Genomic DNA, 20334 nt, shown 5'->3' on the forward strand with positions numbered 1-20334 from the left:
ATCCGTTACCCGTTGATGTTGCTCAGAATAAAAATGGCAAAACCTATGGCAATTTACAGCAAACTATTGTATTAGGTTAATAGTATATAGTATAATAATGATTGCTAAGTTGCAGTGGGATGTTATTGATATTGATTAGACAGGAGGTGGCTGGATTGCTGCAGGATTGCCGTAAGTGCGGCCTGGCGGCGCCCGATGCGGTGGACCCGCAACTGATCCGCTGCCACGTTACCGGAAAGCCGGTACCGCCCGGCGAGCAATTACGCGACTGGCAATGCCTGTACTACATGGAACCGGTTATTGAAGACGGGTGCGCCCTCTCGGCCGAGCAGCATTACCTGATCAAACAGGCCGAGCTGGACAGTAAAAAGTGAAGGGTACCCTTCGGGTGAGCACCCGGTGGGCGCTCTGAGAACCGGGCCTGCAAGCAATTGAGGGGTGTTTTTCCCGTAAGCATTAACAGGAGGTAGCAAACATGGCTCAATCAGTGACGAGCAGGCTTTCATTCTTCGATCGTTATCTGACCCTCTGGATTTTCCTGGCTATGGCCGTGGGTGTGCTGGGTGGCTACATATACCCGCAAATTGCTAATTTTTGGGGCAAGTTTCAGGTGGGTACGACCAATATACCCATTGCCATGGGCCTCATCCTGATGATGTACCCGCCCCTGGCGAAAGTCCGCTACGAAGAGCTTCCGGCGGTCTTCAGCAATAAAAAGATATTAACCCTGTCCCTGATCATGAACTGGATTGTCGGCCCGGTAGTTATGTTCTCCCTGGCCATCCTGCTGTTGCGCGACAAACCCGATCTGATGGCCGGTGTTATCCTGGTAGGGCTGGCCCGTTGTATAGCCATGGTTCTGGTCTGGAACGACCTGGCCGAAGGCAGTCCGGAATACGCCGCCGGGCTGGTGGCCTTCAACGCCATTTTTCAGGTGCTTACCTATTCCATCTATGCCTATATTTTTCTAACGGTTATTCCCGCGTGGCTGGGCCTTTCCAGTATAGTGGTTAATGTTTCTATGGGTGAAATTGCCAGGAGCGTTTTCATTTACCTGGGTATTCCCTTCATAGCAGCCATCATTACCCGTACTGCGATGGTCGGCTCAAAGGGACGGGATTGGTATGAGCAGAATTTTATTCCCAGGATCAGAATGATTACCCCGGTTGCCCTGTTGTTTACCATCCTGGTGATGTTTTCTTTAAAGGGTGAAGTGATCGTTACATTACCTGTTGATGTAATCCGGGTAGTCATCCCTCTCACTTTATATTTTGTGTTCATGTGGCTGGTCAGCTTTTACCTGGGGAGATTGATTGGAGCGGATTATGCAACTACAACCACCCTTGCCTTTACCGCCGCCAGCAACGACTTCGAGCTGGCCATCGCCGTGGCCGTGGCGGTCTTCGGGATCAAGTCAGGCCAGGCCTTTGCCACCGTCATCGGTCCCCTGGTGGAGGTGCCCGTGCTGATCGGCCTGGTCAACGTGGCTCTGGCCTTCAGGCGTAAATATTTCGCGCACGGATTGCGCTGAGCTGAGATAACCCGTCGTTTCAAATGTCACCTGCTTTAAGGAAGTTTTGTCCCGTTAGATACAGGAAAATCCTGGCATAATTAATGCCGGTAATATGCCAATAAATCATGGAGGTGCAGATTTTATGGAGATCAAGATTTTCGGCACCGGTTGTCCAAAATGCAAGGCTTTGCACCAGGCAGTGGTTGAGACGCTTAATGAGATGGGCTTGAGTGCCGACGTTAAGAAGGTGGAGAAGTTGGATGAGATCGTGCAGGCAGGGGTCATGCTAACCCCGGGCCTTATGGTTAACGGCAAGCTCAAGGTGTTTGGCAAGGTGCCCGGAAAAGAAGACATCAAGCGTTACATCGAGGAAGAGAAGCAATAAGGAGGGATTTTGGGATGGCCGATACCTGTACCTGTGCGGCGGCACCAGTGCTCATCTTTCCGTGCTCCGGGGGTTCCAATGTGGGGCAGATTGCCAACCAGGCGGCAGTGGAACTTACCAGAGATGGGGTCGGAAAGCTCTTTTGCCTGGCCGGGATAGGCGGACATGTGGAAAGCTTTATTGAATCTTCAAAAGGAAACCGGCTGGTGGTCATTGACGGCTGCCCGACGGCCTGCGCCAAAAAAATTTTTGATCATGTAAATTTGCCGGTTACCGATTATATAGTCGTTACCGGGCTGGATATCAAAAAGACCCATAATTTCGACCTCGAAAGAAATGACATTGAGAAAGTTTGTACGGAAGTGAAGAAACGCCTGCAATGTAATCTATAAATCACAGACACGAAAAGGCGCGGGAGAACCACTCCCCGCTTTTTTTCTGCCTGGATATTGAGTTATCCCCACTTTCCAACCCACCCTGTTTTGGCTCTCGATTGCTGTATAAAGGGATTGACAATATTATAATAATCTAATATACTTAACTTGGGCGGGTTCACAGGAGGTGAGGGCGTTTCAGTTAGTCCGGGATGGAAAGCATGTAATGAGCTATGTAACTTTGTTGTAATTTGAAAATGTGAAAGGGGTGCTGGCAATGAAAGAACGCGACAAATTCCTTTTAATGGTTGCTATTTTCCTGGCAGCGTTTTTCATTCCGTTACACAACCCGCGGGTACAGTCGGCCATCCTGGAAGCTTTTTTCATGCTCCAGGACTACGCCCAGAAGCACGTTTTAACCTGCCTGGTGCCGGCCTTTTTCATCGCCGGGGCCATTGCGGTGTTTGTCTCCCAGGCTTCAGTCTTAAAATACTTCGGGGCGGGGGCAAATAAAATTTTATCCTACGGCGTGGCCTCGGTGTCGGGTACCGTACTGGCGGTGTGTTCCTGTACGGTGTTGCCGCTTTTTGCGGGGATCTACACCCGCGGTGCCGGCATCGGCCCGGCCACGGCGTTTCTCTATTCCGGCCCGGCCATCAACGTCCTGGCCATTATTCTCACTGCCCGGGTGTTGGGCTTCGAACTGGGAGTGGCCCGGGCGGTGGGTGCGGTGGCTTTTTCCATTATCATCGGCCTGCTCATGCACCTGATCTTCCTCAAAGAAGAAAAGGCAAAAGAAGCGGCCGCCCTTACTTTACCCCCACCGCCGGAAGACAGGAGGGCCCTGTGGCAGTACGGCGTTTACTTCCTGACCATGGTGCTGATCCTGATCTTTGCGGCCTGGGGCAAGCCGGCCCAGCCGGTGGGCTTCTTCAGCGCAGTGTACCAGGTACACTGGTACCTCACTGTTTTCTTCCTGGTGGTGCTGGCGGTAATATTGAAGCTCTGGTTCACTAAAGACGAGCTGGCCGGCTGGGTGGAGTCCACCTGGGGCTTTGCCAAGCAGATCTTCCCGCTCCTGCTGGGCGGCGTGCTGGTGGCCGGTTTTCTCATGGGAAGACCCGATGCCGATACGGGGATCATCCCGGCCAAATATATTTCGGCACTGGTGGGGGGGAACTCCCTCGGCGCCAACTTCCTTGCTTCCATAGTCGGGTCCCTGATGTACTTTGCCACCTTGACGGAAGTTCCCATCCTGCAGGGATTGCTCGGCAGCGGGATGGGCAAGGGCCCGGCGCTGGCGCTGCTTCTGGCCGGGCCGGCCTTAAGTCTGCCGAACATGATTGTGATCAGGCAGATAATGGGCACCAAAAAGGCCGCCGTCTATATCTCGCTGGTAGTGATTTTGTCCACCATAGCGGGGATGATTTACGGGGCCATCTGGGGATAGGAGCTCGGCCGGGGCTATGGTTCTGAAATGGCGAGGTGCAGGAGTTGGTAAAAGTGAGTAATGAGGTAATCCAGGCCAGGGCGGAAATGATGAAGGCCCTGGCCCACCCCACCAGGATAAGTATCGTGGAGTTCCTGCGGTATGGCGAGAGGTGTGTGTGTGAGATCGTTGATGGGGTCAATGTTGAGCGGTCCGGTGTATCCCAGCATCTCGGGGGCGAAAAATATTAAGCCCATTTCCTGGTCGCTGGTTTTTAACTTCTTCCTTTCTCCCCTGGTGGGTTTCCTGCTGGTCCTGCTGGCCCTGCGCCATTACCCCGACTTTGCCGTCGCCCTGCTTTTGCTGGCAGTCACCCCCTGCGCCGGGATGGTGGTGGGCTGGACCGGCTTTGCGAAGGGGAATGTCGCCCTGGCCCTGGCGCTGGCCGCCCAGTTCTTTTCGCCGCTGACGGTGGTCATGCTGGCGATCAACCCGCTCATCCAGATGCCGGCCATGGCCCTTTTTTTACGCTGGTCGCCTCGGCTGGTGAAGGTGGAAAAGGGCTCCCCTTAGGGGTTGATCGGTTCTAACCACTGGTTAGCCCTCTTCACCGGCTAAAATTGACGAAAAAGAAAATAGAATTCTGCAGGGGTAATATTTAGGCGTTAATATCCAGCAAGAACTAAAACACTTCATCTTAGTCTATTGCTGTAAATCAAGGTGGGGCTGGGAAAACAAGCTAGCCCGAAAGACAAAGTAGTGTTATAATTAATCTAAAAACGGAGAACGGACATGGCCCAGGAATTTGATCTTGTTATTAAGGCGCTGGCCGAACGCTACCCGGCCCACTTCGTTCAACTGGTGCGCGGCATTCCCGTGGATAATGTAGAGCGCCTGGAAAAAGAAGCCGTGGCCCTCAAACGGGAATAAATAATCGAGGTGAGCAAAATGGAAGCGTCTCCGCTGTTTGACGGCATTCGGGAGAATTGGATTGACCAGGGAATTCAAAAGGGAACGAGGGAAGATCGTATTGAGGCAATCCTTGAAGCTTTGGAGGAAAACATCGGGCGGTATCCCCATGAACTGCCGGCGAGGCTGCAGAAAATTGAGGACATGGAAACACTAAAGAAACTTTTTCACCGGGCCGTTAAAGCAAAAAGTTTTGAAGAGTTTATGTCCGCACTCTGTGGCGGGCAGGCAAATTAGAGCGCTTCGAGGTGGGCAAAGTGGAAGCGTCTCCGCTGTTTGACGGCATCCGGGAAAAATGGATTGACCAGGGAGAACAGCAAGGTTTACAAAAGGGCTTACAATGTCTACAGGATGCTGTACTCTGGAAGAAAACCTGGGCGGTTACTCCCATGAGGTGGTCAAACGCATACGGAAAATCAAGGACATAACCGGATGGAAAAACTTCACCGCTGGGCTCTTAAAGTAAAAAGCCTGGAAAAGTTTTTGGCTAAGCTGACTGTAACAAACTAAAAATAAGCAGCAGGTGTTTAGGGGCCCGCGAGGTTGTCGGCAACCTCTGCGGGCGTTCTTGCTTTTCAGAAAGCAAGATTACAATGTGATTGTTACGGATGAGGAAAGGGCAGGTGATCCATGGCCCTTTTTTTACGCTGGTCGCCTCGGCTGGTGAAGGTGGAAAAGGGCTCCCCTTAGGGGTTGATCGGTTCTAACCACTGGTTAGCCCTCTTCACCGGCTAAAGAGGATATCTGCGGGTCAGACCAACCGGGAGGTTTTACTGAAAAAGATTTTTGAAAAGGTGTTTACAAAAGGACCTGATGGTGATATATTATCTACAGGCCAACTATATAGGCAAATAACATATAAGGTGGATTGCCATATGTGCTGCGTACCGGGACAGGGAAGGTTCGGGCAGGGACAGTGTCACGGTCATACGGGACAGGGTCATATGTATGCTTACGGGCAACAAGTGTCCCATGGATGCCACTGCCACGGCGGTCACTTTCACCGGCATTTTTATAGCAGGGAGGAACGGATCGCCCGGCTGGAAAATTATCTCAAAGAGTTGCAGGCAGAAGCGAAGGCGGTAGAGGAAAGGATCAAAGAGCTAAGGAATTAGTTCAGCTGAACAGCCGGTTAGAAGTAATTTAATTCTCTTCTAACCGGCTGTTGCTAATAAGGTGAGTGCTGATGAGGATCCGGAAATGTATAAATAGCCAAACTTCCGGAGAGCGTAAACTGCTTTTGTTGTAAACTCTATGGTTACCTGGAAGTTATAGCAAAAATGGAACAGGATCTGCCATCTGTGCGTGTAGTAGTTAAATTACGTAATTTAAATGGTCTTCGTCAAACCGGCACAGGGGTGAGGCAATGTTATTCAACGTCATACTTTTTGTTCTGGCGGCAGGAGCTCTGGCTGCTTCCTACCATCGCGACCGGCAGAAAACAAAAAAGGCCCTGGCCATTGCGTGGAAATCTTTTGGCAATATCCTTCCCAGCATGCTGGGGATCATCGGCTTAATCGGGCTCATGCTGGCACTGGTGCCCCGGGAGATTATTGCGGGACTCTTCGGGAATAACAGTCCCGGGGGTATTTTACTTATTTCCCTGGCGGGTGCGGTTACCCTGATGCCTGCCTTTATCGCCTTTCCGCTGGCGGCTTCACTTTTACAGGCGGGGGCCAGTGTCATGGCGGTGGCCGGTTTCATTACCACACTTTTGATGGTGGGGATTATCACGGCGCCTCTGGAGATTGCGTACTTTGGCCGGAAGTTTACTTTCTGGCGCAATATGATCGGGTTTATCCTGGCCCTGCTTATAGGCGCGGTGATGGGGGTGTTTCTGCGTTGAAAAAACAGCTCAAAAGATATGCCCTGTTTGCCCTGGTGGTGGCGGTGGATCTATTTCTCCGCTGGAAATATCCGGTTCAGGGTGGGCTGGCCGTAAAAGGTGCGCTGGATTATCTGGTGGAAATGCTTTTGTTCATCCCGCCCATTTTCGTGCTGGTGGGCTTGCTGGATGTGTGGGTGCCCCGGCAAATTGTGGAAAAGAATGTGGGGCCGGATTCCGGCCTGCGCGGTGTGATTATTTCCATCCTGGTGGCCACTGCAGCGGCCGGTCCCCTTTACGCCGGCTTCCCGGTGGCCGATGCATTGCTGAAGAAGGGTTGCCGGCTGGCCAACGCGGTAATTTTTTTGGGCACCTGGGCGACCATTAAAATTCCCATGTTGATGATGGAAATCAAGTTTGTCGGGCTGCCCTTCGCCCTTTTACGGCTGGCATTAACCCTGCCGGCCATCATTGTCACCGGTTATCTCATGGAAATGATTTTAGAGGTCAGGGAAAAAGGAAGGTTTGCCCGCAGTATTAACGAGTGAAACTATTACCGTTAAGTATTTGCCTCAATACGGGAATGCCGGCTGCCTAGGGGACCTGGCCGGGCCGGAGAAACTATTACCAGTGTTTTTGCTCAATGTTCACGTTAAGGGCCGCGGTTGGCAAGGCTGCCAGGACCCTGCACACGGGTTTACCTGCTGCAATAACAAAGTAAGAGCCCTGGTTTGGAATGAAAGGAAGGTGCGTTTATGTGCAGAGATTACGGCCATGGGCACCGCCACGGCGACTGCCGGTGCCCTGGGGCGCCCATGGAACGCTTCATGCAGCCCTGTCTTTTGCTCCTGCTTCACAGACGCCCGGCCCACGGGTACGAGTTGATGCAGAGCCTGGGGGAGTTTGGTTTTAACAACAGCGAGGCCGATCCGGGGACAGTTTATCGTAACCTGCGCCGCCTTGAGGAGGAGGGACTGGTATCTTCCCGGTGGGATACCAGCGGGGGCGGACCGGCCAGGCGCCTTTATCATTTAACCCCGGAGGGGGAGGAACTGCTCCATGCCTGGGCGGAGGCCATAACCAGCAATAAGCGCCGCCTGGAACACTTTCTGCTCAAATACCGGGAAGAGTTTCCCGGGAAGTAAAATTATCTTTTGCGGCAGCCTTCGCCTGTAGAACAGGGCGGTTTTTCGCATCTTTCCTGGCGGCCGCAACATGTGTGTCCGGGATGGCGGCTGCCTCCCTTTGCAATATAAGGAGCGGGGAAAAGACGGTGTATGTCCTGCCCGCCGCACAGGGGGCATTTATCTGGAACGCCTGTCGCTTGATGCAAACGTACCTCCCATACGTGACCGCAATCATGGCACTGATAATCGTAAGTGGGCATCATTCATCCCTCCAAAGGTAAGTTAATAAACCGGTACATTTCTCCGGCTGTACTTGAGAACCGCAGGGTAAAGGCAACTGTTTAACTTTCTTTATGGTCTGTCTTTTGATTGGTATCTTCCCCATGGCCGGCTTTAGCAGATTTTTGATAGTCCTTGATCGCTTCATGCAGGGTGTTTGCTGCCAGAAAAGCGCAATGCACACTGTCCTCGGGTAACCCTCCCAGGGCGTCCAGTACATCACGGGGGGTTATTTGCAAGGCCTCGGGAAGAGTCCTGCCCCGGGCCAGTTCAGTAACCATGCTTCCGGCAGCAATGGTGGTGCCACAGCCATCAGTCCAGAAGGCAATATCGCCAATTTTTCCGTCCGTTACCTTTAACCAGATCTGGATTGTGTCGCCGCACAAGCCGGTAACGCAACCATAGCCGTCGGCATTTTCAATGCGGCCGATATTCCGGGGGTTTTTTGCATGATCCATAAATACATCGCTGAATTGTGACCATATCTCTTTCTGTATATCCGCTGCCAGCTTATCCAGGTAGAAGTTCATTTGCCTGACCTCCCAAAATTCTGGAATAATTTATTTTTTACACGGGCAAGCCGGGGCACATCACAGAAACCGCTTTTTCTCCGGACTAAATACATAACCATTTTATCCCCATTGTTGACATAAGTCAATAATGGGGATAAAATTTTCTACAGATAAGGTGGTGCTTGCAGGATGACAGGGGAAAAAACGGTTGGCGAGGGGATTACTCCGATCATTTTGGACAGTATCAGCGATGGAGTTTTCACTGTTGATCCCGGCTGGCGGATCACCTTTTTTAACCGGGCCGCCGAAGAAATCACCGGAGTGACCCGGGAAGAGGCCGTAGGGCGTTTTTGCTGGGAGGTCTTCCGGTCGAGTATTTGTGAGCGGGAATGTGCATTGAAACAAACTTTAAAAACCGGCAATCCGGTGGTAAACAAAGCCGTTTATATTGTAAACGCCGACGGCAGAAGGTTGCCCATCAGTATCAGCACCGGTGTCTTAAGGGACAGGCACGGGAAGATGCTCGGCGGGGTGGAAACCTTCCGCGATCTTTCCCAGGTGGAGGAATTGCGCAAGGAGCTGTATGGCCGGCATACATTTATGGATATTATCAGCAGGAACCGCCGTATGCAGCAAATATTTACCATTTTGCCGGATATAGCCCGGAGTAACAGCACCGTATTAATCCAGGGGCCTACCGGTTCGGGCAAGGAGCTTTTAGCCCGGGCCATTCATAATTTAAGCCCCCGCCGGGAAAAGCCACTGGTAGCGGTAAACTGTGCCGCTCTGCCGGACACTTTGCTGGAATCGGAACTGTTTGGTTATGAGGCGGGAGCCTTTACCGATGCCCGGAAAAGCAAACCCGGGCGCTTTGCCCTGGCCCGGGGAGGTACCATTTTCCTGGATGAAATTGGCGATATTTCCCCTGCCCTGCAGGTTAAACTACTGCGCGTTTTACAGGAAAAGGAGTTTGAGCCGCTGGGTGCGGTCTGTCCGGTCAAAGCCGATGTTCGGGTGGTGGCAGCCACCAACAGGGATCTGGCTGCCATGGTGGCCGAAGGCGGCTTCCGCCAGGACCTGTATTACCGGATCAATGTGTTTAGCATTACCCTGCCTTCCCTGGCCGAGCGCAGGGAAGACATCCCCCTGCTGGTGGAGCATTTTATTCAGAAATTGAGCCTGTTGCAGGGAAAAGTTATAGAAGGGATTTCTCCGGAAGCCATGGCCCTGATAATGGGTCATGATTTTCCCGGCAACATACGTGAACTGCAAAACGTTATTGAACATGCCTTCATCCTGTGCCGGGGGGGGCTTATACTGCCGGAACACCTGCCTGCTTATTTACAGAACGGGAATGAAGAAAAGGGCCGGCCTGCGGGAGGATTGACCATGGCGGAAATGGAGGAGCGTGTGCTCCGGGAAGCGCTGGTGCGTCACAAGGGTAACCGTACCAGGGCGGCCAGGGAATTGGGTATCAATAAGACCACTCTCTGGCGGAAAATGAAACGCTATGGCATTAAATTTCCTGATGATAATCACGGACAAACAGTCGGCTAACCGGGAGGTGCGTAGCCGGCGATGGTGCTGTTGCCGGCCTTTGGCCGGGCCGTTTGGAACGCTGTGGAACTGCCGTTAACCATGATTGCATTTTGCAGCGGCTGCCTGCCGGTATGATTGCATAGTGCAACACACGGGAAGAGGCATTTTGGGTTTGCCCAATGCAAAAGTCAAATAACTCCCCGATGACGTCCTGTTTGGTTGAGTAAATCTTCGCTGGCATATTTATTGCATAAGTGTTTATCGCCCGGGTGATAGAATGGGCGGAAACATTAAATGGGGTGTATAGCGGTGAAAGTGGCCATTGCCAAATGGGAGAACTCCATTTCTCCCCTGTTTGATGTGAGCCGGGAACTGCTGGTGGCCGAGGTGGAAAGGGGACAGGCAATCACCCGCCGGCTGGTACGGTTCGTTGAAGGGGATTGGTTCTCCCGGATCGAGCAGGTGGTCAATCAGGGCGTGGAAACGCTTATCTGCGGCGGGATAAGCGATTTTTACTACCGCCACCTGCTGGCCCGGGGTATACGGGTAATTCCCTGGGTAACGGGCGAAGTGGAAGAGGTACTGCAGGCTTTTGGGCAAAATGAACTATCCGGCAAAAAGTTCGCCATGCCCGGCTCCGGCCGGTGGCGGCGGCGTTGCCGGGGGGGCTGGTGAAGGAGGTGAAGTCATATGCCTGGTTTTAACGGTACCGGTCCCCGGGGAGGCGGTCCCATGACCGGCCATGGACAGGGTTACTGCATCGTTCCTTTGACCCCGGGCAACCCCCAACCGGGAACTGCCGGAGCAGCCCAGGGGGTACGCCGGGGCAGGAACGCCTGTCGGAGGGGTCCGGGAGGATGGGGAAAGAAAAATTGTTTCCGGAGCCAAAATCCGTAAACCCATGTGTGGCAACTATTGTCAGGGATTATCCTGGGAGAATCTCTGTTTTCCCAGCTGCCCTGGGAAAATCTATCTTCAAGGTAGCTTAAAGATCACTGAGTGATCACTGACGAATACTTTTAAAAAAATCGAGGAGGTTGATCAAACATGCGCGGAGATGGAACCGGTCCCTGGGGTATGGGACCGCTGACCGGCAGGGGAATGGGGTACTGCGCCGGATTTAATATGCCCGGCTATGCCAATCCGGGAGGATGGTGGCGGCCGCGCTGGGGTGGAGCCCGGGGTATGGGCCGCAGGGGTCGCTTTGGAGGCCGGGGCTGGTGGTGGGGTGGCGCCTATACTCCGGCGGTGTATCAGCCTTATCCTCCGGCCAATCCCGACCCGCAAAGGGAAAAGGGCCTGCTGGAAAGTCAAATTTCTCACCTGGAAAGTATGCTGGCCGGGTTAAAACAGCGTCTGACGCAGATCCAGGGCGAACAAAAGGGTCAAAAGGAACAGGATTAGTTTTACTGTGCCGGTGGTTTAAAACCGCCGGCTGTTTTTTCCCTTGCGCCCCGGCAGTCTTTTTCCGGAGCAACGCTGTTTCGGGGCGCCGGATGGCGGGGGAGGGAAGGATTTTTACCTCCTCCGTTGTTGAATATAGGCATTACCGCATAAAATCATGACCGTATACCCGGCCGCCGGGCCGGGATTATTTATTATCCGGCAGGATTTTTGTTTTATCCGTTGAAATGTCAAGTCATTTAAAGAAACCGCTCGGGAGGTGGGTAGTCTTCATGGCTGTTTTTAGCCATGAAGAACTTAACCATGGATGATGCACGGGAATTAAAAAAGTATGCTCTGCTGGTGGCCACCGTGTCCGCCTTCCTGACTCCCTTCATGGGCAGTGCCATAAACCTGGCCGTACCGGCCATCGGCCGGGAGTTTCAACTGGAAGCAGTAATGCTCAACTGGATCGTCACTTCCTTCCTGGTGGCTTCGGCCGTGTTTTTGCTGCCCTTCGGCCGGGCGGCGGACCTCTACGGGCGCAAGAAGGTTTTTCTGGCCGGGATGATTATTTATGCTGCATTCTCCCTGCTCAGCGGCCTGGCCACTTCCGGGAAAGCCCTGCTTCTTTTCCGGGTATTCAACGGCATCGGGGGCGCCATGGTTTTCGGCACCGGCGTGGCCATCCTGACCAGCGTTTACCCTCCCGCGGAGCGGGGACGGGTGCTGGGCCTGAATGCGGCCGCCGTTTACACGGGCCTCTCCCTGGGGCCGGTGGTGGGCGGCTTTCTGACCCACCAGTTGGGATGGCGGTACATTTTCTACTTAAATGTCTTGCTGGCTTTAATCGTGGTTTTCATTACCTTTAATAAACTGCAGGGGGAATGGCGGGAAGCCCGGGGTGAAGGTTTCGACGGGGCGGGGGCGGTGCTGTACAGCCTGGGCATGACTGCTTTCATGGTGGGCATGGCCGCGGTGAACACCCTGCCCCGGGCTCCGTGGATTTTGCTGCTGGGATTGCTGTTGCTGGCCTGGTTTGTGCGGCAGGAGATACGTCACCGTTATCCCCTGCTGAACATTAACCTGTTCCGCAATGTGGTTTTTGCCTTCTCCAACCTGGCGGCATTGATCAACTACAGTTCCACCTATGCCGTGGGTTTTTTGCTCTCCCTGTACCTGCAGGTGGTGAAGGGGCTGGATGCCCAGGCGGCCGGCTTTATCCTCCTGTCCCAGCCGGTGTTGATGGCCCTGCTGTCTCCCCGGGCCGGCCGCCTTTCCGACCGGGTGGAGCCCCGTATCCTGGCCTCCCTGGGCATGGGTTTGACCTTTCTGGGGCTTTGCCTGTTGATCTTTCTCCACCAGGACACTCCCCTGTGGGTGGCGGTGGGGGACCTGGTGCTGCTGGGCATTGGCTTTGCCCTTTTTTCCTCGCCCAATACCAATGCCGTCATGAGCGCCGTGGAAAAACGTTATTACGGTGTGGCTTCGGCCACCCTGGGCACCATGCGCCTGGTGGGTCAGGCCCTGAGCATGGCCCTGGTCACCCTGTTTTTTTCCTTTTTTCTGAAGGGGATGACCATTACCGCCGCTGCAAGCCCGCTGCTGCTCAAGAGCATGCGCATTTCCTTTATTGTCTTCGCCCTTTTATGTGCCGGCGGTGTGTTTGCTTCCCTGGCCCGGGGAAAGGTGCGGAAAGGGGAAACGGCCTGATTTTGTGTCTTTCCGCCTTTTAACCCGATGGTATGAAGCTCCGGTTTCCCACAGGGCGGCGAGTGTGTCAGGGAACCGTCCCCTGACACAAGCTGCCCCTGGCCGCCCTGGCCATTATCCTGGGCGGGCACGTACGGGTGGGCTTCGAAGATAATATATATTACCGCAAAGGGGAGCTGGCCGTGAGCAATGCCCAGCTGGTGGCCCGGGTGGCCCGCCCGGCGGCCGAACTGGACCGCACCCTGGCCACCCCCGCCGAGGCCCGGCGGATTTTAGGGCTTACATCCGGTTCTATTTGATTCCAAAGGCTTCCTCCAGTGGACGATAACTCTGGGGAAAGGATGGCCGGCAGCGCATACCCAGAAACGGTGTGGGGAAGCGCATGGCCCCGGCCTTATGGGTGGCTTCCAGGCCGGTTAGCACTTCTTCCATGAGGCTCCAGGGAATGGCGAAACACATTTCGTGATCCTGGGTATGGGCAAAGATTCTTTCGCCGGAACCGGGCACCACTACCTGGCACTTTTGTTCCAGAAAAGGGGCGGCCAGCTCACAGGCGCAGGAGTTGCGCCCGATAAAGGTGGAGGTAATGGCTCCTCCTTTGCGGTAAAGGGCGCTGTGAATAAGACGGGCCACCTGGGCCGGGCTGCCGTAGACAATTATCACATCGGGTTCAAAGCCGGTGCGGGCCAGGGGGGCCAGCCAGATACTTTTTACTTTGCCCAGGGGCAGCCTGGTTATGGTATCGTTGGTCAGGGTACAGGCCTCTGCCGTTTCACCAAATAAGGGTTGTACTACTCCGCTCAGATTCAGTTCCGGCGGTTCGGCGGCTAGTCCCAGAATCACAAAGGAGGGGGCGCAGGCGTGATCTTCTTTCAAAAAGGCCAGGGTCCAGCCCATATGGCGGGTTATGGAAATGCCCTGACAGATGTTAATGGGGTGGCCCAGGGAAGTCCGGGGTCGCCGGGCCTTTTCCGGCATGTCTTCCTCTCCGGACAGTTTTACTGCCACCGGAAAAGTGGCGGGTCGAAGATACTCCTCTATGGCGGCGGCCGCTGCTTTCGGGTTGATGGTCACGTCGTTTGCCTCCTTCGAAGAATAATGATTATTAAAGAGTGAATATTCTATCAACTGTTCGGTTGTTCCTGCCTCCATGGCGAGAATAAAATGGCTGCTGCAGATTATAACCGTCAAATGGTTGCAAAGAATCTTTCACGCCGCTTCATCTCCTTTCACTGGAGGGATATAGTTGGTTATAATTTAACATACAGTTAGATGCCAAACAAATTAATTATCAAAATGCCGATTGTTAATTAGACACAATAATATCTAATTGATAAAATAAAAACTTACCTTACGTGTGGAGGGTTTTAATTTCTCAAACTTTTTCCTTGCAATGTTTCTCTTAGCTGGGCCACCACACCGGCGGTGGTAAGCAAAAGTAGGATAGAGTAGGTGAGCAGGACTGCCGGCAACCCCCACCGCTGGGCCAGAAAGGTGCCCATCAGGGGTCCGCCCACCAGTCCCAGGGAATAGGCGGAGTTAAAGAGGCCAAAGGCGGTGCCGTAGGGGCCGTTGGCAGGATTTTCACCGTCTGCTGCATAAACGGTGGAGGCGCACCTCTTCCGGTTTTTATCGTCTGCCACAGGGCGGGTAATTCCTGTCCCGGTCTGCCGCGCATCGGGCACAGCGGGGTTTGCATCGCCTGCTGCAGGGCTGATATCCAGTTGTCCCCCTTCTTTCAGATGGCCACACCCGTTAATGGTACTTTTGACTGCCGCCGGCTGCCCGTTCTGCTCCACCGATTCGGCCAGCATGGGCAGGGCCGGCGTGGAGTAGGCGCCGGTGGTTGCACCCAGGAGGATCATAACTGCCGTTTCCATTTTTACATCCGGCGCCAGGGCCAGCCAGGGGATGGTGGCCGCCGTGCTGACCAGGCCGCCCACCAGCAGGGGTTTTCTTCCCAGGCGGTCGGAGATGGTGCCGAAGAGGGGCTGGAAAAGGGCGTAGGATAGGCTGAAGGCGGCGAAAAGCAACCCCACGCCGGCACTGGGCAGCCCGAGACGCCGGTGCAGGTCCAGGGGTAGAAGGGGTTCGATTATACCAAAACCAAAACTGCCCACGACGGTGATCATTACACCCCAGAACAGGTTGCGGTTTTGCAGCAGAAGTTTCCTTAATTCCGGTAGGCAGGCCGGCCGGCCGCTGCCGGGAGCAGTGGCCGCCGGCCTGCCCGGCAGGGGGTTGCACCACAGGAGAACGGTCAGCAGCGCCCCGCCCAGGGCCGTGATCAGAAAAGGGGAACTGTAACCGGCGAACTGGTAGAGGGCTCCCCCCAGCAGCGGGCCGGTAATGGTGCCGGCGCCGGTGCTGGTCATCACAATGCCCATCTTCTGTCCCCGCAGGTGGGGCGGGTAGAGGAAAGCCACCAGGGCCAAACCGGCCGCCCAGGTGGCCGCCCCGGCCACCCCCTGTACTAGGCGGCTGACGGCCAGCAGCCAGATGTGGCCGGAAAAGGCAAAAATAAGGGTGGACAGGGTCAGACCGGCCATGCCCAGCAGCATGACCGGTTTATAACCGTACCGGTCGCAGGCCAGGCCGGCCGGTACGCTGGCCAGCAACAGGCCCGCCGAATAGGCGGCAAAGATTACTCCCACCCCGGTGGGGGTGGCGCCCAGGACGGTGGCGTAGTGGGGTACTACAGGAACAACAAGACCGTAAAGGACCGTATCCAGGAAAACGGCCAGGTTGATCAGGGCGAAGATGCGGTTTGTGTTCATGTAATCAGCCCGTATTATCGTTGTTATTTATGTTATTCTACCACGGCCCGGACCTTCCTCTCCGGGGTGCAGTTGATTTTGCGCGCAAGAAGCAGACGGTTTTCAAAATATTCGTTTTCCGCTCCGGGGTATGTCGCAGGTAAAAAACAGGCGGAAGGGTGGCTCCACCTCTTTGATTCGCGCGGCGAAGGGCCGGGAAACCACAAAACAGATGCCCGCCTTATACGCGGGCCTGTTCCTTTTCTGCGGCCGGCCATTTTAATCTTTTTCCGGCCAGCTGGGCGAAATTGTATTTTTGAAACTGCTGGATGAGCGTATCCTGGATGGATTCCAGCGCCCGGTGCACGGCGCAGTGTGATGTGGCCTGGCGGTTGCAGAAGGCTGGATCCACAAGGCAGCGGTTGATCTGCACCGGTCCTTCCACTGCCGTCAGCACGTCCAGCAGGGTTATTTCCTGCGGGTCCCTGGCCAGGGCGTAGCCGCCGCCCACCCCCCGGTAGGAATCGACGATGCCGGCTTTGGTTAACAGCCGTAAAATTTTGAGCAAAAAACGCATGGGTATGCACTGGTTACCGGCAATAACCTGTGCCTCCACCACTTCCCCGGGTGGCAGCTGGGCCAGGTAGAGCACGGCACGAAAGGCATAGTCCGTGGCCTGGTTGAGTCTCATTATTATCCCTCATTTGAAAGTATACTCGTAAGGTAAATTTTAATGTATCATATCCTTTTTATCCCCCGCTGTCAAGGGGTATTCATTGTCCGGGATAATTCACCCCGCAGTGGGTTGCCGAACGGGTATTATTTCGTTCTGCATTGGCCGGTTTGGAATTGGTGACGGTGGTGGTGTTCCCCTGGCCGGTGCTGCCGGCGCTGGGACAACGCCGTGCCTGCACCGGTTTAATTGAGTAATTACCACGGTGGGCGGGGTGGCCGGAAGGCCGGAGCTCCGGCCTTCCGGCCGGATGCCCGGTAAAAAAAAGGGCGGATACTGATCCGCCCCCATGGTGGCGGTAGTTTATTTCCCGGCCACCAGGTCGTCCAGGGTTTTAAAGGTATAACCCCGGGCCCTGGCGTCTTTGAGAATACGGTCTAAAGCTTCTGTATCGTCTTTGGACACGGCGTGCAATAAAATTAACGCCCCATTATGCAGATTGTCCATTACCGATTGATATGCTTCCTGGGCGCCCCCCGGCATGGGCACCCAGTCCACCAGGGCCAGGCTCCAGAAGATGTTGTAATAGCCCAGTTGCCTGGTAACGGCCAGGGTGCGTTCGCTGTATTCCCCCTTGGGCGGGCGCAGGTAACGCATCTTCTGCCCGGTCAGTTTGGTGAAGAGGGTTTCCACCGACTGCAGTTCCTTTTTAATCTGCTCGTCGCTCACATCCGGCAGGCTGGGGTGGTTCATGGTGTGGTTGCCCACGATATGTCCTTCCGCCACCATTCTCTTCACCAGATCCGGCTGGCTTTTCACGTAATGTCCCGTGACAAAAAAGGCGGCTTTTACATTATTGGCCTTTAAAATATCCAGTATTTTCGGCGTGTAGCCGTTTTCGTAACCCTCGTCAAAGGTAAGATAGAGGACCTTTTCGCCGGGGCTGCCGATCCAGAAGGCGTCGTAGCGGGCCAGGGTATCCCGGATTCCTTTGGGCATTTCCGGCTGCTGGTGGTTGTCATTGCGCTTGATGCCCCACCCGTGGCGGGTGTTGGAGAGGGTGACGGTTGTTTTGTTCCCCTGCTCGCCCCCGTCGCTCCGGGGGGGTTCCTTTGGGGTAGGGGAAGTGGTGGGAATGGGTTCAGCCGGTGCCTGTTCGGTTAAACCGTTGGTGGGCGAATAGGCGTGCCGGCTGCCGGAAACATCCCCGTTTGAAAGGTAACTCCGTCCGGCATAAAGGCCCAGCAGGGCGCCGGCGACCAGGCCGGCAACAATAATGAAACGGATGTGTTTTTTCAAGTTACTACCTCCCGGAAATATTCGTTGGTCGTTAGTTTTTGGTCGTTGTTTTAAGTACCCCGGTGCTCACCGGTTCAGGGCATCTCTGAGGGTGTGACTTATATACATAAATTATGGTACCGGTGAGTGCCGCCAGGCAGATCAAACCAGTTATTCATACTTACCGAGGGAACAGTTGTTCCTGCGAGTAACTCTATGGTAGTTGTTATCACAACCGGCGGATGAAAGGAAAAGCAGGAAAATCATTCCCAAAGGGGTCTGACCCTTTATAATGGTTAGCTTGGACCGGCCACCACCTGTTTATTCCCCATCTGAAAAAATTCGACAGGCGGTACGTTTCACCTGCCTGTCAATCTGAGAAGTGAGAGGCGAGAGGTGAGAAGTGGGAATAGAAGGAATTCGGCGCAGCCGCATTCCCATATTAGACTCTCACCTCCCTCACATCCCACCTCTCAATATCATAGACCGGCGACAATCATTGCTTCAGGGTATTGACAGGTGTTTTGTTTTCTGGTAACATAAAATGTGCGCCCGTCAGTGATGGGTGTGTGCCGGCGTAGCTCAATTGGCAGAGCAGCTGATTTGTAATCAGCAGGTTGCGGGTTCGAGTCCCATCGCCGGCTCCAGTTTTCCCACATCCCATACGGAGGGGTTCCCGAGTGGCCAAAGGGAGCAGACTGTAAATCTGCCGGCGAACGCCTTCGCAGGTTCGAATCCTGCCCCCTCCACCAGAACAACCTTCCCTTGAAAAAGTTAATTTCCTGTGTTATAATAAATATTGCCGACGCGGGGTGGAGCAGCCGGTAGCTCGTCGGGCTCATAACCCGAAGGTCGTAGGTTCAAATCCTACCCCCGCAACCATGCCACTATAGCTCAGTAGGTAGAGCGCGTCCTTGGTAAGGACGAGGTCACCGGTTCAATCCCGGTTAGTGGCTCCAGTTTCTGAGGTCAGAAGTCGGAGGTCTGAGGTCGGAAGGAACTGTTTGGCAGCGGGAAATATATAAAGGGATTCCTTGTTCTGACATCTTACTTCTGACATCCGACTTCTGTTCATGGCGGCGTAGCTCAGCTGGTTAGAGCATGCGGTTCATACCCGCAGTGTCCGGGGTTCGAGTCCCTGCGCCGCTACCAGGAAAACCACCGGCATTTGGCCGGCGGTTTTTTTGTTTACAGAAGGATTTTCCCGCGCGGCAGCGAATTACAGCGAATTGGTAAAGGGGTTTTGCCGGCGCATGATTTAAGGCAAAGTGGTAATAATTTAGAAGTGTGCTAAAAAGTGTTAATTTCAGGGTTGCGAGGAGGAGGAAGACATGGCCAAGGCCAAATTTGAGCGGACCAAACCCCACGTAAACATTGGAACCATCGGGCACGTGGACCACGGGAAGACCACCCTGACGGCGGCCATCACGGTGGTGCTGGCCACGGTGGGCAAGGCGCAGGTAAAGAAATACGAAGAAATCGACAACGCCCCGGAAGAGCGGGAGCGGGGCATCACCATCAACACCGCCCACGTGGAATACGAAACGGAAAACCGGCACTACGCCCACGTGGACTGCCCGGGCCACGCCGACTACGTGAAGAACATGATCACCGGTGCGGCGCAGATGGACGGGGCCATTCTGGTGGTATCGGCGGCGGACGGGCCCATGCCCCAGACCCGGGAGCACATTTTGCTGGCCCGGCAGGTGGGCGTGCCCTACATCGTGGTCTACCTGAACAAGGCGGACATGGTGGACGACCCGGAACTGTTGGAACTGGTGGACATGGAAGTGCGGGAACTGCTCTCCACCTATGATTTTCCCGGGGACGACATACCCATCATCACCGGTTCGGCCTTAAAGGCGCTGGAATGCGGCTGTGGGAAGCGGGACTGCGAATGGTGCAAATCCATCTGGGAACTGATGGACGCGGTGGACAGCTACATTCCCACGCCGAAGCGGGACATAGACAAACCATTCCTGATGCCGGTGGAAGACGTATTCTCCATCACCGGGCGGGGGACGGTGGCCACGGGCCGGGTGGAACGGGGCACCGTCAAAGTGGGTGATGAAGTGGAGATAGTGGGATTGATGGACAAACCGCGCAAGACGGTGGTCACCGGGGTGGAAATGTTCCGGAAGATCCTGGACCGTGGGGAAGCGGGGGACAACATCGGCTGCCTGCTGCGGGGGATAGACCGGAAAGAAGTGGAACGGGGGCAGGTGCTGGCCAAGCCGGGGAGCATCAAGCCACACACCCACTTCAACGCCGAGGTATACGTGCTGACCAAGGAAGAAGGGGGGCGGCACACACCCTTCTTCAACGGCTACCGGCCGCAGTTCTACTTCCGGACCACCGACGTGACGGGAGTGATCACCCTGCCGGAAGGGGTGGAGATGGTCATGCCGGGGGACAACATCCGGTTGGAAATCAAGCTGATTACCCCCATTGCCATTGAGGAGGGGCTGCGCTTCGCCATCCGGGAAGGGGGCCGCACCGTGGGTGCCGGGGTGGTCACCTCCATTATCGAGTAGCGGGACAACGCCGTGCCTGCACCGGTTTTACTGGATAGTTACACT

At 54.7% G+C, this 20334-nt stretch carries 26 protein-coding genes and 5 tRNA genes; 25 read left to right on the forward strand and 6 right to left on the reverse strand.

The window, feature by feature from the left end; all coding sequences use genetic code 11:
* Positions 1–131 precede the first annotated feature (131 nt).
* The 13 genes from GFC01_RS01035 to GFC01_RS01090 all read left to right on the forward strand — a co-directional run bounded on the left by GFC01_RS01035 (position 132) and on the right by GFC01_RS01090 (position 7640).
* A complete protein-coding gene (locus GFC01_RS01035) occupies positions 132–374 on the forward strand; it encodes a hypothetical protein (RefSeq protein ID WP_152944794.1) in 243 nt (80 codons plus the stop codon).
* Positions 375–475: 101 nt separating this feature from the next.
* Entirely contained in the window at positions 476–1531 is a 1056-nt protein-coding gene (gene arsB, locus GFC01_RS01040; protein ID WP_152944795.1) for an ACR3 family arsenite efflux transporter, read from the forward strand.
* A 124-nt stretch (positions 1532–1655) separates the two neighbouring features.
* Positions 1656–1898 carry a thioredoxin family protein gene (locus GFC01_RS01045; protein WP_072871520.1) on the forward strand — a complete coding sequence of 81 codons (243 nt, stop codon included), beginning with the start codon at positions 1656–1658 and terminating at the stop codon, positions 1896–1898.
* A gap of 14 nt (positions 1899–1912) precedes the next feature.
* On the forward strand, positions 1913–2290 hold the full coding sequence (locus tag GFC01_RS01050) for a putative zinc-binding protein (protein ID WP_152944796.1): 378 nt from the start codon (positions 1913–1915) through the stop codon (positions 2288–2290).
* A gap of 259 nt (positions 2291–2549) precedes the next feature.
* The gene (locus tag GFC01_RS01055; RefSeq protein ID WP_152944797.1) at positions 2550–3722 is read left to right on the forward strand and encodes a permease; all 1173 of its coding nucleotides are present in this window, start codon (positions 2550–2552) and stop codon (positions 3720–3722) included.
* Between the two features lie 53 nt (positions 3723–3775).
* A complete protein-coding gene (locus tag GFC01_RS01060) occupies positions 3776–3952 on the forward strand; it encodes a metalloregulator ArsR/SmtB family transcription factor (protein ID WP_152944798.1) in 177 nt (58 codons plus the stop codon).
* On the forward strand, positions 3906–4274 hold the full coding sequence (locus GFC01_RS01065) for a hypothetical protein (RefSeq protein ID WP_194174737.1): 369 nt from the start codon (positions 3906–3908) through the stop codon (positions 4272–4274). Before GFC01_RS01060 ends, GFC01_RS01065 begins: the two co-directional genes overlap by 47 nt.
* Positions 4275–4493: 219 nt before the next feature.
* Entirely contained in the window at positions 4494–4631 is a 138-nt protein-coding gene (locus GFC01_RS19165; protein ID WP_243137130.1) for a hypothetical protein, read from the forward strand.
* Positions 4632–4649: 18 nt separating this feature from the next.
* Positions 4650–4907 carry a hypothetical protein gene (locus GFC01_RS19170; RefSeq protein WP_243137131.1) on the forward strand — a complete coding sequence of 86 codons (258 nt, stop codon included), beginning with the start codon at positions 4650–4652 and terminating at the stop codon, positions 4905–4907.
* Positions 4908–5545: 638 nt separating this feature from the next.
* Complete coding sequence (locus tag GFC01_RS01075) at positions 5546–5785, forward strand: DUF5320 domain-containing protein (protein ID WP_152944800.1); 240 nt, start codon at positions 5546–5548, stop codon at positions 5783–5785.
* 251 nt (positions 5786–6036) lie between these two features.
* On the forward strand, positions 6037–6516 hold the full coding sequence (locus GFC01_RS01080; protein WP_152944801.1) for a permease: 480 nt from the start codon (positions 6037–6039) through the stop codon (positions 6514–6516).
* Positions 6513–7043 (forward strand): permease, encoded by a 531-nt coding sequence (locus GFC01_RS01085; RefSeq protein WP_152944802.1) that lies wholly within the window; start codon positions 6513–6515, stop codon positions 7041–7043. The genes GFC01_RS01080 and GFC01_RS01085 overlap by 4 nt, the downstream gene beginning before the upstream one ends.
* Before the next feature lie 207 nt (positions 7044–7250).
* On the forward strand, positions 7251–7640 hold the full coding sequence (locus GFC01_RS01090) for a helix-turn-helix transcriptional regulator (RefSeq protein WP_152944803.1): 390 nt from the start codon (positions 7251–7253) through the stop codon (positions 7638–7640).
* A 2-nt stretch (positions 7641–7642) separates the two neighbouring features.
* Here the strand turns inward: GFC01_RS01090 and GFC01_RS20105 are convergent, their stop codons facing one another.
* Together GFC01_RS20105 and GFC01_RS01100 are read right to left on the reverse strand one after the other, a co-directional pair.
* The gene (locus tag GFC01_RS20105) at positions 7643–7885 is read right to left on the reverse strand and encodes an FmdB family zinc ribbon protein (RefSeq protein ID WP_423244355.1); all 243 of its coding nucleotides are present in this window, start codon (positions 7883–7885) and stop codon (positions 7643–7645) included.
* Between the two features lie 78 nt (positions 7886–7963).
* Positions 7964–8431, reverse strand: a complete 468-nt coding sequence (locus GFC01_RS01100; RefSeq protein ID WP_152944805.1) for an iron-sulfur cluster assembly scaffold protein — start codon at positions 8429–8431, stop codon at positions 7964–7966.
* Between the two features lie 171 nt (positions 8432–8602).
* On the opposite strand from GFC01_RS01100, the gene GFC01_RS01105 reads away from it, so the two are divergent.
* From GFC01_RS01105 to GFC01_RS01125, 6 genes are all read left to right on the forward strand, one after another.
* Positions 8603–9970, forward strand: a complete 1368-nt coding sequence (locus GFC01_RS01105) for a sigma-54 interaction domain-containing protein (RefSeq protein WP_152944806.1) — start codon at positions 8603–8605, stop codon at positions 9968–9970.
* A gap of 276 nt (positions 9971–10246) precedes the next feature.
* A complete protein-coding gene (locus GFC01_RS01110) occupies positions 10247–10627 on the forward strand; it encodes a NifB/NifX family molybdenum-iron cluster-binding protein (RefSeq protein WP_152944807.1) in 381 nt (126 codons plus the stop codon).
* A gap of 15 nt (positions 10628–10642) precedes the next feature.
* Positions 10643–10849 (forward strand): DUF5320 domain-containing protein, encoded by a 207-nt coding sequence (locus GFC01_RS20110; RefSeq protein WP_194174738.1) that lies wholly within the window; start codon positions 10643–10645, stop codon positions 10847–10849.
* A 150-nt stretch (positions 10850–10999) separates the two neighbouring features.
* Positions 11000–11356, forward strand: coding sequence for a DUF5320 domain-containing protein (locus GFC01_RS01115; protein WP_152944808.1), 357 nt, complete (start codon positions 11000–11002; stop codon positions 11354–11356).
* Positions 11357–11644: 288 nt separating this feature from the next.
* A complete protein-coding gene (locus tag GFC01_RS01120; protein ID WP_152944809.1) occupies positions 11645–13048 on the forward strand; it encodes an MFS transporter in 1404 nt (467 codons plus the stop codon).
* Positions 13049–13146: 98 nt separating this feature from the next.
* Positions 13147–13347 carry a 3-keto-5-aminohexanoate cleavage protein gene (locus tag GFC01_RS01125; RefSeq protein ID WP_279233417.1) on the forward strand — a complete coding sequence of 67 codons (201 nt, stop codon included), beginning with the start codon at positions 13147–13149 and terminating at the stop codon, positions 13345–13347.
* Here GFC01_RS01125 and GFC01_RS01130 read toward each other — a convergent pair.
* The 4 genes from GFC01_RS01130 to pdaA form a co-directional block, all read right to left on the reverse strand.
* A complete protein-coding gene (locus tag GFC01_RS01130) occupies positions 13340–14122 on the reverse strand; it encodes a DUF169 domain-containing protein (RefSeq protein WP_194174739.1) in 783 nt (260 codons plus the stop codon). The two genes, GFC01_RS01125 and GFC01_RS01130, sit on opposite strands and share 8 nt — an antisense overlap.
* Before the next feature lie 293 nt (positions 14123–14415).
* Positions 14416–15825, reverse strand: a complete 1410-nt coding sequence (locus tag GFC01_RS01135) for an MFS transporter (RefSeq protein WP_152944812.1) — start codon at positions 15823–15825, stop codon at positions 14416–14418.
* A 220-nt stretch (positions 15826–16045) separates the two neighbouring features.
* A complete protein-coding gene (locus GFC01_RS01140; protein WP_152944813.1) occupies positions 16046–16495 on the reverse strand; it encodes an RrF2 family transcriptional regulator in 450 nt (149 codons plus the stop codon).
* A 345-nt stretch (positions 16496–16840) separates the two neighbouring features.
* The gene (gene pdaA / locus GFC01_RS01145; RefSeq protein ID WP_152944814.1) at positions 16841–17776 is read right to left on the reverse strand and encodes a delta-lactam-biosynthetic de-N-acetylase; all 936 of its coding nucleotides are present in this window, start codon (positions 17774–17776) and stop codon (positions 16841–16843) included.
* A gap of 550 nt (positions 17777–18326) precedes the next feature.
* Here pdaA and GFC01_RS01150 point away from each other — a divergent pair.
* The 6 genes from GFC01_RS01150 (at position 18327) to tuf (ending at position 20289) form a co-directional block, all read left to right on the forward strand.
* Positions 18327–18402 (forward strand) — tRNA-Thr (locus tag GFC01_RS01150).
* Between the two features lie 19 nt (positions 18403–18421).
* Positions 18422–18507, forward strand: a tRNA-Tyr gene (locus GFC01_RS01155).
* 54 nt (positions 18508–18561) lie between these two features.
* Positions 18562–18637 (forward strand) — tRNA-Met (locus GFC01_RS01160).
* Between the two features lies 1 nt (position 18638).
* Positions 18639–18714, forward strand: a tRNA-Thr gene (locus tag GFC01_RS01165).
* A 116-nt stretch (positions 18715–18830) separates the two neighbouring features.
* A tRNA-Met gene (locus GFC01_RS01170) sits at positions 18831–18907 on the forward strand.
* 179 nt (positions 18908–19086) lie between these two features.
* Positions 19087–20289, forward strand: coding sequence for an elongation factor Tu (gene tuf, locus GFC01_RS01175; protein ID WP_152944815.1), 1203 nt, complete (start codon positions 19087–19089; stop codon positions 20287–20289).
* Positions 20290–20334: the final 45 nt, after the last annotated feature.

This window comes from Desulfofundulus thermobenzoicus, assembly GCF_009428905.1.
GTDB classification, from domain to species: domain Bacteria; phylum Bacillota; class Desulfotomaculia; order Desulfotomaculales; family Desulfovirgulaceae; genus Desulfofundulus_A; species Desulfofundulus_A thermobenzoicus.

Excerpts from the sequence above, each read along its gene's own strand:
- GFC01_RS01120 (WP_152944809.1), top strand. The coding sequence starts at position 11,645 with ATGAAGAACTTAACCATGGATGATGCACGGGAATTAAAAAAGTATGCT.
- GFC01_RS20110 (WP_194174738.1), top strand. The coding sequence starts at position 10,643 with ATGCCTGGTTTTAACGGTACCGGTCCCCGGGGAGGCGGTCCCATGACC.
- GFC01_RS01115 (WP_152944808.1), top strand. The coding sequence starts at position 11,000 with ATGCGCGGAGATGGAACCGGTCCCTGGGGTATGGGACCGCTGACCGGC.
- GFC01_RS01135 (WP_152944812.1), bottom strand. The coding sequence starts at position 15,825 with ATGAACACAAACCGCATCTTCGCCCTGATCAACCTGGCCGTTTTCCTG.
- GFC01_RS01105 (WP_152944806.1), top strand. The coding sequence starts at position 8,603 with ATGACAGGGGAAAAAACGGTTGGCGAGGGGATTACTCCGATCATTTTG.
- arsB (WP_152944795.1), top strand. The coding sequence starts at position 476 with ATGGCTCAATCAGTGACGAGCAGGCTTTCATTCTTCGATCGTTATCTG.
- GFC01_RS01050 (WP_152944796.1), top strand. The coding sequence starts at position 1,913 with ATGGCCGATACCTGTACCTGTGCGGCGGCACCAGTGCTCATCTTTCCG.
- tuf (WP_152944815.1), top strand. The coding sequence starts at position 19,087 with ATGGCCAAGGCCAAATTTGAGCGGACCAAACCCCACGTAAACATTGGA.
- GFC01_RS01075 (WP_152944800.1), top strand. The coding sequence starts at position 5,546 with ATGTGCTGCGTACCGGGACAGGGAAGGTTCGGGCAGGGACAGTGTCAC.
- GFC01_RS01090 (WP_152944803.1), top strand. The coding sequence starts at position 7,251 with ATGTGCAGAGATTACGGCCATGGGCACCGCCACGGCGACTGCCGGTGC.
- GFC01_RS01140 (WP_152944813.1), bottom strand. The coding sequence starts at position 16,495 with ATGAGACTCAACCAGGCCACGGACTATGCCTTTCGTGCCGTGCTCTAC.
- GFC01_RS19165 (WP_243137130.1), top strand. The coding sequence starts at position 4,494 with ATGGCCCAGGAATTTGATCTTGTTATTAAGGCGCTGGCCGAACGCTAC.
- GFC01_RS20105 (WP_423244355.1), bottom strand. The coding sequence starts at position 7,885 with ATGATGCCCACTTACGATTATCAGTGCCATGATTGCGGTCACGTATGG.
- GFC01_RS19170 (WP_243137131.1), top strand. The coding sequence starts at position 4,650 with ATGGAAGCGTCTCCGCTGTTTGACGGCATTCGGGAGAATTGGATTGAC.
- GFC01_RS01055 (WP_152944797.1), top strand. The coding sequence starts at position 2,550 with ATGAAAGAACGCGACAAATTCCTTTTAATGGTTGCTATTTTCCTGGCA.
- GFC01_RS01080 (WP_152944801.1), top strand. The coding sequence starts at position 6,037 with ATGTTATTCAACGTCATACTTTTTGTTCTGGCGGCAGGAGCTCTGGCT.
- GFC01_RS01110 (WP_152944807.1), top strand. The coding sequence starts at position 10,247 with ATGGGGTGTATAGCGGTGAAAGTGGCCATTGCCAAATGGGAGAACTCC.
- GFC01_RS01045 (WP_072871520.1), top strand. The coding sequence starts at position 1,656 with ATGGAGATCAAGATTTTCGGCACCGGTTGTCCAAAATGCAAGGCTTTG.
- GFC01_RS01100 (WP_152944805.1), bottom strand. The coding sequence starts at position 8,431 with ATGAACTTCTACCTGGATAAGCTGGCAGCGGATATACAGAAAGAGATA.